Here is a 12,965-nt window from a genome sequence, read left to right on the forward strand (position 1 = left end):
TGAGTTTAATCATTTACTCCTTTACCCATTTTAATTTGGCCATCCGTATCCCATCCAGACCGGGATTCAGGGCGGCTATATAGTATTGACCTTCATAGAGAATGATTTCCGGTGCGGTTATTGGTAACGTACCTATCATAAAATCATCATGACCAACTCCAAAGTCCAAAGGGTTTTTGGAAGCGTACTGGGTATTGAGGCCATCCTCGCCGTAACGTTGGTTCCTGAACAGGTAATAGTAGCCATCTTTTTTCAAGACGAAGGGGCATTCTGCATCGCCCCCATACCAGGTAGATTTATCGCCTGCCCATCCCCCGGAGGATACATTCATAGGTTCGCTCCAGTGGACAAAATCGGCCGAAGTACGGCAAAAGATGATACTTCTGTATTTCTTACGTGCTTTTTGCCCGTTCTCTACAATGGTTGAATCAGGGTCGGTATGCGCCATATAATAGAGGTAATACAAATCGTTTTCTTTGTACACCATGGCATCTCGGGCATTGTTATAGGGGCTTGTGAACAGATTGGGCTGGCCATTTTTATTGAGTACCCTGGTAAATTTTTTCCCGTCCTTGCTTGAGGCATAACATATTCTGTTCCAATCACCGTAAGCCATATGGTAAAGGCCATTTTCCTTAAAAACGTAAGGGGCTTGCATACCCCCCGAAGCTTCTCCGAGTGTGGTATCGCCTTCCATGGTGATGCCCATTGGCTTCCAATCTTTTGAAATCAGGCTCTTGCCCTCCCAACCGTGGAAAACCCGGGTGTTTTCGCCTGCCTTGGTCTTTCGGATGCATGACCAAAGTTGCCAGGTACCATCTGTGGCCTGCCAAATACCAAAGTCCACGGGTTGTTGTTCATCAGTGGTATAGGCTCCAAGGTCAGGATTTCCGGCTATTTGCCACCATTCCCCATCAATGACCGGTCTTAGTTTTTGAACGATTTCCTTTTTTTGCTGATTCCCGTTTTTTTCACAGGAAACCAATAGCCCTAAACCGACTACAAAGGCTAAGAGTAATATGCCGTTGTTTCTCATACGATTAATTTTACCCATTAAAAATTGAGGGTGTATGCAATTGCTCTGCCCTCATATATGCTTCTAATTTAAAAAGCCTCTATGCTTTTATCATCTTTCCGGAGACCGAAATTTTTTCCACATCGATTGTACCGAATTTGGTATCCACAAAGGGTTCGCCCCCCTTGAGGCCCACATTGCCAAAACCAGTTTTAGTAGATATGAAAGACGTAAAATCATCTCCTATCTTCGAATCAATATACAGGGTCTTATCTACTGCATCGTATCGAACACCTGTTAAGCCTTGAAGCAATGCATAACTTGACATTGCCCTGGCATACCAGTGCCCACATTCGTATTCATCGAAGGGGTTACGGATGGTACCGTCATACCGTCTCCTGCATGTTCGAACGATGTCAAGACCTTCTTCTACTTTTCCTTTCATCATCAGGTGGGAAGCTACCTGATATTCAATTCCCGTCCATACCTCGTTGCTATAAACAAAGGGTAGGGATAGCTTGCCTCCCTTGGGCCAGGTACACAATAAAAGCCCCCCTTCTTTTCCCACGGCATAGGTAGGTCGTTGGGGATTGGGATGGTCTATCAAATCTTCTTTTAGGTTATATTTATGGATAGACTTCAAGTGACTGGTTACCATGTTGTTATCTACAGGTTCGCCCAATCCCGCACAGGAGGCAATCCACATGCCCAAGATGCCATCGGAAAGGCAACCTTTCCCGTATTGGTATTTGGGACCTTCTTTTTGCAACAGTTCTTTTGCTTCTTCTGAATAATTGGATGTCCAGGAACCTTTGGAAAGCTCTACAGGGTCTTTGGCTTCAAGGCCTGTCCATTGGATATTCTGTATGAAGTACTCCCCATCGAAGAGCTTTTCCTCCATATGTTTTTTACCACTTTTAAGCAATTTGCCATAGCGTTTGTAGGGCTGTTTTGCCGCCTTGGCCATGGCTGTGATGGCGGTCAGTGCCCCTAAGTAAAAGCTGGTACACATTCCATCAGCTCCCCAGAACTCAATGTCGTAGGTGTTGTGATGCGGCTCTTCCAAAATACCCTTTCCCTTAGGGTCCCAAGTTTTTATACAGTAATCCAAACTCTGTTTTACCTTGGGATATAACTTTTTCATCCAATCGGTATCCCCGGAAATGCGCCAGTCTCTATACACCTTCATGATACCTCCCAACTGGCCGTCGGATGCCGCATGGAACCCATGGTCCACAGTGCGAATGGGCAAAGAGGTACGGAAAGTCTGGTGTCCCTTGTTGTTCTGGCTAATATTGAATTCGGTATCTCTAAGCGAACGTTCCAGGTTCGGGAACAGGTGCGGCAAAGCCTGGGCATAGTTCCATACGTGGGTACAGGTACCATGACAGCAACCGGAATCGTCATTACAGCCCTCCCATGCCCAGAACTTACCATCTGTTTGGCGTAACACGGTAGGCGACTTTAGAATGCCTAAGTTGGCGGAAACCGCTTCCAATACCTCAGGCGGCAAAGTAGAACCATAAAACGAATCTGTGAATGCCTTGCTCTTTTTATCCAGCGCATCATGGTTTTTTCGCCAATAATCCGCTGTCTCAAATACAGAATCGAATTTACCCGCATACCACGGACGATAGGTATCCGATTCGGAACAGGAGGAATTGGGTTGGCAGTCGCCATCGTTTCCTAAACGGGTGGTGGTATTTGGTACGTACCATGCGAACAATAGTTTGATGGTTTTTTCCTGTCCCGGTTCCAAATTGAAGGGTACATAAATGGATGCTCCCGGCGAACCTTCTTTTAAAGGCGGTTCTGATGTGATATCTCCATTGGTTATCTTTTCCCAGGCAATGGACAGTGAATCGAACCATCCGCCACGGAACCAGCTATGGTCTACGGTAACGTCTTCATCTGGGACAAAAGCTGCAAAAGCACCTTCATCTGAAGGGGATTCCGGTGTACCTTGTTGTTCCAATACAAATCCGTTTTTAATGGATGATATCTTATTCCCTTTTTTATTCCTTATGGACATGAAGTTCTTTGCGTTCCATGAGAACACACCCTGGACGTTCTCGCCCGAGGTATTTCTGAAGGTATATTCAAAAGCGCCAACGGGAAGGCTGGAACTGTCCTCATCCGAAGGGACAAAGGGACTCCAACCTTTCAACTGTACGGAAACGGGCATATCTGCATCTTCCATGTCAACGGTACCATAGGGAAACCGCGTATTGAAGGTGGCCTTTTCAAAGCGGGGTAAGCCATGGCTCCTTCTTGCACCTCCACGGGCGGAGGCCTCATCATAATGGCCGCCTTGTCCATATTTCTTCCAGTCGGGTACAAGTCCTTCTAAAACCTTGGTACCATTCTTTTGTCCTTTTATATGTACGGCCGCAAAAGTACAGGGTTCATTGGTTGTATCTGAAACGTTGCGCACGGACACATGGGATATGGCCCCTGTGCCCTCCATACAGAACATGCCGGCTCCTATACCTCCAATTGGGAAAGCGACTCTGTTGTTATTATCTCCGGAATACGGCGCATTAAACGCTCTTGCATTTTCCGAACGTGCATCTTTTCCATTGAAATTACTTTTATTGGCGGTTTCTTTAGTTTCTTCGCTCGCCTTTATATTATATGGTACGGCCATCAACGCCCCTAAAGCGGCAGAATTTGCTAAAAATTTTCTACGACTATTTGTCTTTGGTTCATTCTTTTCTTTCATGATGCTTATGTTTTCATTATTTTTCTTCAAACTGTATCAAAGGCTATTGCGACCACTCCGTAGGTTCCCTGTCCCAACGATGTTTTTTGAGTTCTTCCACTAAATTAGCATCCAGCGGTTCTTTTCCACTTGTAGCGGTATTAGCTTCTACGTGGTGTAATTTTCGCATACCGGGGATAATGGTACTCACGGCAGGTTCCTCCAAAATAAACCGCAAGGCCATTTCGGGCATGGTCATACCTTTTGGTACCAATGGCTTTAATGCATCGGCATGCTCTACACTGGAATGTAGGTTTTCGGGAACAAAATAGGTATTGCGCCAATCGCCTTCGGGCCAAGTAGTCTCTTTGGTCAACAAGCCCGTTAGTGTCCCTTCATCAAAAGGAACCCTTGCGATTACCGCCACATTATGTTCCTTACAGGCAGGAAACAATTCATCTTGTGGATTTTGGTCGAAAATATTATAGATAACCTGTACCGAGTCTATCAACCCACTTTTTACGGCCTGTACGCCATTCCATGGTTCCCATCTGTTCATACTGATGCCAATGGCATGGAAAAGGCCCTGGGATTTCAGGTCGGCCATCTTTTTCAAGACATTTTCATCTTGTAACCAAGAGTCTTCCCAGGTATGGAATTGCATCAAATCAAAAGAATCCAATCCGGCATTCTTTAGGCTTTTATTTACGTATTCCTCTATATGGTCCGGGGGAAAACAGTCCTTAGAAACATATTCCCTTTTACTGGGCCATTGAAAGTTCTTTGGGGGCATTTTTGTGGCCGTGTATAATTTTTTTCCCGGATTGGCCCTTACAATTTCCCCTAAAAGTTCTTCACTGTGCCCTTCTCCATAGCCCCATGCCGTATCAAAGAAATTGCAGCCCAAATCAATGGCTTTTTGAAGGGATTTCAAAGATTGTTGGTCGTCGGACTCTGTCCAGCCGCCCATGCCCCACATGCCATAGCCTATCTCGCTAATATCCCAGCCTGTTTTTCCGAATTTTCTGTATTTCATTTCTTTTAGTATTTAACTTTTATGAGTACTATTATTTGAGTATTGTATCCTTATGTGTTGCGTTATTAAAAATTGTTTTCCTATTCATATGTAGATACGGATAGGAGAACATTGGTTCTATTTTAATGATTAAGCTGGGGATATTTATATATTAATAATTGATTCCAGTGAATCCCCTGCTTTCAATATTTGATCCAATTTCCAAAAATATTGCCCATTTGCTCCCTGTGCCCCTTGGGCATTTACTACGTTTCCGTTAATCTTAAAAGACACTGATTTTGGCATTGCACCTTCTGGTAATTGCAGGTCTAACCGACTAAGGTTTAGCTGTCCATATTCTAGTTTCAGTATATTTTCCTGTATTCCCTTTTGTCTTTTTTGTGTGAAATGTCCCCAACCTTCCGCTACGGTAAAGGGGGCCTTGAAATCTTCCGGGTGCAACTTTGGGGCAAAGGACAAATGTCCCTTGGGTCCGTGATAATCAAAACCGCATACGGCCAATAATACTCCATAGCTTGCCATAGATCGACTGTAGTGGTCGCTACATTCAATTTCATTGTACGGATTTCGTTTTACGGGGTTGTGACGATCGTGTACCACCTTTGCCGTTGCCAATCCTTTTTCCAGCATTCCCTCATAAATCATGTGGGTGGCCAATTGGTATTCCTGACCTGGCCATACTTCGTCAAAATAACCTCCAGGACCTTCCCATAATGGGGAATCACTGGGTCTTTCGGCCATGCCTGGTACTGCATAAGTATCCCCATCACTTTTGGGCCATGTAGTCATAATAGTACCTGCCTCCCCTTCGGTGGCGTAGATACGTACTCCTTTGATTACCTTATGTTTGGCCTGGTACGCAAAGGCATCTGGGGCAAAATTGTATTTCCAGATGGACTCCAATGCTTTTTTGGTCTCTTGTTCGGGTACGATCCGATCTTTGATGCCTATTTGGTGGGCAAAGCTTTGCCCCAATACTTGATCGATATGACATCCGTCGTTTGAACTGATTACATTGGCATATTTCTCACGATCGTGTATATGGATAAAATATTCCCCATTGAACAGTTTATCGACAATGTTATTGTTTCCTTTTTTTAACAAAGCATCACATTCATTAGCGAAATCGATGTCCCCAAATTCAAGGGCCATTTCCTTTCCGGCAGCCAAAGCGCCAATGTACAATGAACTGATCCAGCCCATTGGGCCGTACCATGAGGCATCCAGGGTATTCTTTTGCTGCCCTTCTAAAAGACCGTCTTTATCTTTATCCTCATTGATGATGAACTGTACCGTCTTTTTTATTTTTTGATAATTGGCCTTTAAGAATCTATTATCAGGTGAAGTTTTGTGCTCTCGATACATGCGCATAATAGTACCACAGTGCCCATCATGTGCCACTTCTGCCCCATGACCACCAGCTGTCTCGTCCCGGTGCCCCATACCCCCATCTTTATGGAGACTGTGCCCCAGATCGGTCACTTCACGTAAGGTTCGTTCAAATTCGGGAAAAATCCTGGCTGCTCCTTGGGCATACTGCCATACATGTTGACAAGTACCGATACAGCACTCTACACCTTCCCAGGCCCAGATACGACCATTGTCGAACCAAAGTGTGGTATTGGATGCCAGGGTGTTGTTCGGGATAAAGCTACGATCCAACAACCAATAGGGAAGGGTGGAATCGTAATATGTTTTGTTCCATAAACGGGTAGTGCCGGCCAAATCATTGTATTGTCCCGATACATAATCTGCCACTTGGTTGGCCGATTTGAACCAATTGTGGTAATGTCGTTTTAAGGATTTGAAATCCTTTAGCTTCATCAAATCACCCCATTCAAAATCAAGTTGGGTCATGAACGGGAAATACCAGGTCAATATAAAGGTTACTTCTTTTTCTTCACCGGGCTTTAAGCTTATACTATCCTGTAGAGCGCCCATCAATGCATTATCCATAGATTTGGTCGCCGTACCGTTGTCTTTTGGGGGTTGGAGCTGTGCCGAAATGGTCCCCACATTATTTGTTTTTGATAGGTTCAGAACCGACTTGGCCTGACTGCTCGGATTCTGGATCGACCAAGTCATGGATCCGTAACCGTGCTGATCCGTAAGCGAATTGCCCAAAGGTTCTTTGTCGGTAAAGACAATATGATCCACGGAAATACTGCCCCACATACTCTGATGGTCGTCCACCAGTTGTAATTTTGCTTTTTTGCCTATAAAATCCCGTACATCGAAGAAACGTTGTTTTAAGGTCAAATTGTTATCTCCCGTAAGGGTACGTGCCACTTTGCCATCGACCAATAAATTGATGGCCGTTTGTTCCGGATGATGGCCCCCACCCAATAAGAAGGTGATGTAGTCATGGGTCACGGTAAATGTTTTGCTGGTAAGGCTGCCCGTATATTCATGTGCCGGGGTGATACTGCCATAACGGTAACTGGTGTTGTTCGGTTTTCCTTTTAGTTCGGCCACATTGTAACTGGAAACAAAATAGTCTGCCTTGAATGCTTTTTCCCGCACGCCTTTATCTCCCTTTTTCTGAGGACTTTTACCAAAGGCTTTTCCCTTCGCTTTCCACCGTTTATAACTTCCACTTTCAAAATCCTCAAAGACAATGTCCTCTTTTAAAGGAACCACGGCACCGCCGTTTATGGGCTCTGCAGTACAATTAATAGTAAGCCTGCCGTCGTCTTGAATCAAGCTGTTCCTGCGTATCCCCATATTTTTGTTATCTATATTGGGACAGACGGCATTTTCCAACCAACCGATCACATCGGCCTCTACATCGTGGTCCGAAGTATTCTTTACCTTATAGGTCATTATAGTGACCGGCAATGACGATTTTTCCAAATTGGTAGGGATAAAAGGAGAAAATGCCTCCAACTGTACTTCTACCGGTAGGGCTGCATCTTTATAAGTCACTTTTCCAACGGGGTACTCTCCACGAAAGGTTATGTCCTTAAATCCAGAAGCATCCAATCTTTTAGTGATGGTCTTTCCCTGATGGCGCACTTGTATAGCGGCTCCTTGTTCTACAGGACGTGTTTCACGTTCCAATACTTTTTCGGGATATCGATAATGCGACCCTAAGGTCATGGCCACCATACGCTGGTTGTGGTCTTTTTCTCTACCGTATACGGTTTGGAAGATGTGCCAGAACCATAACTTGCCATCACCTCCCAAATATAATTGTCCGCAAGCGATACCGCCTACAGGCATTCCTATGTGCTTTAATTGACTCTTTTCGGCTGTAAAAAGTTCTGGAACACCTCTTTCATAGAGCGATTCTATCCATTCTGCCGATAACTTTTTGTCTTCGGGAACCAAATGTCCGTCTTGGTCGTACACAAACGGCCCTGCAAAAACGGGAAGACTGGGAAGCCCCAATAGGGCGGCCCCCATAGTGGATGTTTTTATAAAGTTTCTACGGGAATTTATTGTGTCCGATTTAGTTTTCACCTCTTCAATAACAATATCTTGATTCTTGTTCTTTTCTACTTTCCCTTTATTTTTCACGGTATTGTATATTTTTATTGCTTTTTAGAGTCACTTACTTTATTTCTAATTTCTATTGATTCGGTTAAAAACAGAATTATTGTTCTATGAACGCTTCCCCATAATGATCTCGAATTTTGTTATAAGCTTCCGTTGCCGCTCCGTTGCCCCAATCATAGATCGTAAAGACGCCGATACCAAGTCCTTCTCTTGAAGTCACTCCGTTGTGAGCATAGTTTTCCATCATAAAGCCATAATCTTCAGGGCCAAAATGCGGATGTGCGGCCTCCCACTGTACTTTGGTAATCGGGTTTTCAGGGCAGTACATCATCACAAAAGAGGAACGTAAAGCGGCCAGTCCCCTTTCAATATATTCTTCTTTGTTAAGTTCTTTTCCATACTTGATTATAAGTTCGGCAAACAGGCTCTGACGAGAATCGTTCCATTCACCATCAGCGTTCATGACCCCAAATCCGCCCAAAGTTCTGATATACATAAAAGGGGGCTGCCATGATGCCTGTGCCATGAGTAATTCATCCAAGGTTCGTTGGCCTTGTTCTAAATACTTAGGGTTATTTGTCAATTTATAGGCGTCGAACAAAGATTCGGCCGTCCAATAAATAGACAGTGTATTCTGTTTGTACATATCATTACGAGCCACTTTTTTATTGATCAACGTGTTTTTACCGTAACCTGAACATGACCAGTAAGTTTCATAATCTTCCCATCGGCCTACAGGCACAATCTCTTCTAACAATACACCCATACACTTTAATGCCGCTTCTTTATAGGCCTCATTTTTAGTGTGTTTATAAGCTTTTAGTAAAAAGGTGACGGACATGGCGGACTCAGGTGATTGATCTAATACACCAAGAGCTTTTAAATCATCGGAAATCCATCCTGGAAAGTAGCCTTTGTCGTCTTGTATCTTAAGTAATGCATCTGCATAGCGTGTTGCATATTGCAAGAGTCGTTCGTCTTTTTCCAATTCTTCATACCAAGTCAGCATTAGATAGGCCGTCCAACTCATATCCAAGATATGGTAGGGTGATTTTTTAGGACTGCCCCAATAATAGTTTCCATCACTTGCCGGATTTTGAACCTCTACATAAGGATTACGGTTAGAATTGCCAAAATAGTAAGTATCCCAACCCTTTGATTTGGTGTAGGTTTCCCCTTCTATTTCAAATTCTTCCATTTCCGTGGCGATAAGGCCCGAAAAGAAACCTTCTTTTTGCGGGAATGAAAGGGCCAATTCTTTGGTCAAGACCGCTTTTTTGAGCAATTCTTCATTTTGGGTACGGCGGGCATATCTATATAGACCCGAGGCCGATCGCAATGAACTGAACCAGGCCTGGTTCCAAATGGAACGAAATTCCCTTTCGTATGATTGCTCCGGATAATTGGGACTTTGGGTGACATTTACAATAAAAGCCGGAGCGCCCACCTTTTGACCTTCTATTTCAAATTCTTGCCATACCGCATCTTCCCAGGTATCAAAAGCCCAGTTATAAGTGTGTTCTGCATAAGGTTCAAGATCGGTGCGCCCCAATGGTTCTTTTGCACGGTACAGATCCTTTCCATAATTTTCCCATTGAAAAGCCAGTATATCCCGCCATGGGTTTTTTACATATTCTTTCTCATTAGTTGCTTTTAAATAAAATCCTAATGTATAATTTCCGGGAGCGTAGACTGCACCTTTCTCTTTGGTGAAGAGTACATGCTCTTTTACGTTTGTTTTGCTCCAACCAACGGACATTACATTCTTTAAGGCATCAATGTCCATGTACCAATTAGGGCCGTTCTCTTCAATTAGTTCTACATCGGGTACCATCACTATTCTCTTGCTTGCAACGGTATCTGCCATAATAAGGGCGGGAGCACGAAAAGCATGCTGCGAAATAACATAATTATCTTCCGGGGCCAAGTGGGGGGACCAATAAAAATCAGGATCAAATGCCGGTTTAATTTTTACGCCCCAATCATCTTGTTTTATGGAATCCTTTAGATCGAAGGACAATACCACCTTTAGCGTGTTCTGATCAACAAGCTCGTAATTAAGTTCAGGTTTGGTATCACCCAAATCGTCAATGGCAATTGACGAAATCAAATCTGAAAAAATTGTCGGAATCTGTGTTTGATTCAAATCAAAAGCACCCGTGATTCCGGATTTGTGATTTTGATTACATCCTGATATAAAAAGGAAAAGTGCAATCGTATTGAACAATCCTGACCTCATACTTTTTTTAGTTTTATGCTTATTGATCATTTTTATATATGTCTTTAATATTAAATTCGAGTTGAGCGGACGCTTTTAATATCCACATAAATCGGATAGATTAATCTATAAATCCTAGTATGTTTTCTCTAAAAGAATTTATTGAAAATACCTTTCTAAAAAAGGTCAAACGTTTTTATTAGTACTTAATGGGATTGGACAACCCAAAACTATATTTTATCTATTTAATAATAAATGTTTGAATTTGCAATTTTGTGTATGTTTTATTGCTTGTTTAAAGTTAAACATTTATCCGCCCATAATCCTCTAGTTTTAAACTGTCCCATTTAATGGGAGGAGGTCATACACAAGGAATATCCAAAGTGTTAGCGTAGCCAAGAGCTTGTTGTATGCCACTTTTTACGCTATGCTTATTATCCTTTGCCTCAATGATAGCAATCGGAACATTTGGTTTGTAGAATAAAATATAGTCGGCAAATTTTCTTTTACCTCTGGCCGTCAGTTTTCCTTTAACATAGATTCGACCATCCGTAAAAAATATTTCTCGACCAATTTGAGTTTGCTCATCCCAACCTGAATTCAGTATTGCAGGCGTAATGAATTTCGCTTTTATATCAGATTCGGATAAGTCTTTTTTGTTCATTTGATTCTATTTTATCAAGAATTTATTTCAAATTCCTTTATACTTTTTCATTCTTTACATATTTGCAATTACTCCAGTCTTTAGCCACTCAAAAGCTTCTTCTTGATTATATGTTATTCCTGTTCTTAATAAAGCCTCCATATCTCCTGTGAAATTGGGGTCTTGTTCTTTTTCTTCTATATTCATTAAAAACTCTTTTTGACTTGGTGCTCTATTACCTGTTGAAAATGTTGTGTATTCTTGGAAGCATTTAATTATCTGCTCTACGTCTAATTCCATATTCAATCTGGAATAATCCAAATCAAACAAATCCCTGCCCTTACTACGTTGGTATAATGCTCTTAATTTTGTGCCCAATAACTCATTGATGTTATAGGTGCGGATATTCGTTTTCCCTGTAAACCAATCACTTTCTACTTCAAAAGGAAATTCAACCCAGTCTAAAACATTAAAATGCTCTTTACAATTAATTTCTAATTTTAATCGCAGTCTAATATCCTCATATTCAGAAGTGAAACGGTATAGTGCTTTTGCGCCGTGTCCTCTTACTTGCGTTTTTCTTGGTTCTTCAAAAAATGTAATAACCTCATTGAGGCGTTGCATTATTGGTTTTATAGGGCCTGGCTTTATTTGAACCAAATCGATATCCTCAGAATAACGTGGTGCTGGATTCAAATACAATTTGTGCAACGCAGTACCGCCTCTAAAGGCTAAGTTCTCTCGTAGAAAATCATTCGAGAAAATTTCTACTAACGCACGACTAATTACTAGGTCTTGTTCTACTTGATAAAACTGTTTCCACGGGGCTTGTTCTTGCCATTTTGCTATATAAGGCTTCGGAATCATAAATCGCTTTCTAGTTTTATATTCACATCAACTTTCCAATCATTATGGACTGCTCCAGGTTTCTCTTTTGATTTTGGACTCAATAACACGGGATAGTATTTTGATGCCTTTAAGTACTCCGTAATTGGTACATATAAATTGGATTCAACTTGCAGTGCTGCCTCTAGCAAAAAGCCTAAACGTTGTAAGGTACTTTTGTGTGGATACCAACTAATTAAGTCTTCTATATCTTGTACGGTTATTTCTTCTGACAACTCTTCGAGAATGGCTAACATTCTATTGATACCACCTAACTTAGTTTGATGATGAATTAAATCTACTGATGTAAGTGCCGGGCTTGAAATTTTAAAAATACCTGCATCCGATTTTTTTTTCAAAATGTTTTTTATGGGCCATTTTGAAGTTGTAAAAAAATGGATATCAAGCGATGACTTTTTAATATTAGGGAATTGCTTATCTGTCATAACATATTCCCGTTGCACTTGTTGATGTCCTGCACCATGAAACTTTGCAGCAGAATAAAAGCCTAAATAATAATTACTATCTAAATAATTAAAAAGCTTATCTGCAAATAACTGTACAGGTAACTGTTCTTGTTTTGAATATCTTGGTGGAATGATTAAGTAAAATCCTTTTCTTAAATTTATAATTTCCTTTTTGAATACCAATCGAGATAGCTCTCGCGTTAAAGCAGTATCGGTTTTATTACAGGCTGTTACAAGTTCATCCCAAGAAAACGAGTATTCTTCAACCGATTGTAGTTGCTTAATATAGGCTGAAATATCCAAGTTAAAAGTAAATTTTTGAGAAAGATACCACTTTACGGTAATTATCTCATTATTTTACTATATTATTTTTATTTAATAACCCATTGTGCATTTTAAACAATGCTGATTTTAATGTTGTTTATATTTCTATCAAAGACGAACCTGTTAACGAACTGAACCATTGTCAAGGCAGTGATTTTGGACAGCACCCTTGTCTTGA

At 41.7% G+C, this 12,965-nt stretch carries 7 protein-coding genes and 2 pseudogenes; all 9 read right to left on the reverse strand.

The features are described 5' to 3' along the window. Window positions 1–13: 13 nt before the first annotated feature. Window positions 14–1,036: a glycoside hydrolase family protein gene (locus tag ACKWB9_RS15060; RefSeq protein ID WP_414003844.1), complete on the reverse strand. Its 1,023-nt coding sequence runs from the start codon at window positions 1,034–1,036 to the stop codon at window positions 14–16. Between the two features lie 79 nt (window positions 1,037–1,115). Beyond that, entirely contained in the window at window positions 1,116–3,737 is a 2,622-nt protein-coding gene (locus ACKWB9_RS15065) for a GH116 family glycosyl hydrolase (RefSeq protein WP_414003845.1), read from the reverse strand. Between the two features lie 43 nt (window positions 3,738–3,780). Beyond that, window positions 3,781–4,752, reverse strand: coding sequence for an aldo/keto reductase (locus ACKWB9_RS15070; RefSeq protein ID WP_414003846.1), 972 nt, complete (start codon window positions 4,750–4,752; stop codon window positions 3,781–3,783). A gap of 144 nt (window positions 4,753–4,896) precedes the next feature. Then, entirely contained in the window at window positions 4,897–8,271 is a 3,375-nt protein-coding gene (locus ACKWB9_RS15075; protein ID WP_414003847.1) for a GH116 family glycosyl-hydrolase, read from the reverse strand. Between the two features lie 76 nt (window positions 8,272–8,347). Beyond that, window positions 8,348–10,489 carry a hypothetical protein gene (locus ACKWB9_RS15080; protein WP_414003848.1) on the reverse strand — a complete coding sequence of 714 codons (2,142 nt, stop codon included), beginning with the start codon at window positions 10,487–10,489 and terminating at the stop codon, window positions 8,348–8,350. A 343-nt stretch (window positions 10,490–10,832) separates the two neighbouring features. After that, window positions 10,833–11,132: pseudogene (locus ACKWB9_RS15085) on the reverse strand (type I restriction endonuclease subunit R); the annotation flags it as partial. Window positions 11,133–11,186: 54 nt separating this feature from the next. Beyond that, window positions 11,187–11,978, reverse strand: coding sequence for a nucleotidyl transferase AbiEii/AbiGii toxin family protein (locus ACKWB9_RS15090; protein WP_414003849.1), 792 nt, complete (start codon window positions 11,976–11,978; stop codon window positions 11,187–11,189). Continuing rightward, window positions 11,975–12,766 carry a type IV toxin-antitoxin system AbiEi family antitoxin domain-containing protein gene (locus ACKWB9_RS15095; protein WP_414003850.1) on the reverse strand — a complete coding sequence of 264 codons (792 nt, stop codon included), beginning with the start codon at window positions 12,764–12,766 and terminating at the stop codon, window positions 11,975–11,977. The genes ACKWB9_RS15090 and ACKWB9_RS15095 overlap by 4 nt, the downstream gene beginning before the upstream one ends. A 92-nt stretch (window positions 12,767–12,858) precedes the next feature. Continuing rightward, a pseudogene (locus ACKWB9_RS15100) lies at window positions 12,859–12,965 on the reverse strand (IS982 family transposase); the annotation flags it as partial.

The organism is Maribacter spongiae, from assembly GCF_047345125.1.
GTDB lineage: Bacteria > Bacteroidota > Bacteroidia > Flavobacteriales > Flavobacteriaceae > Maribacter.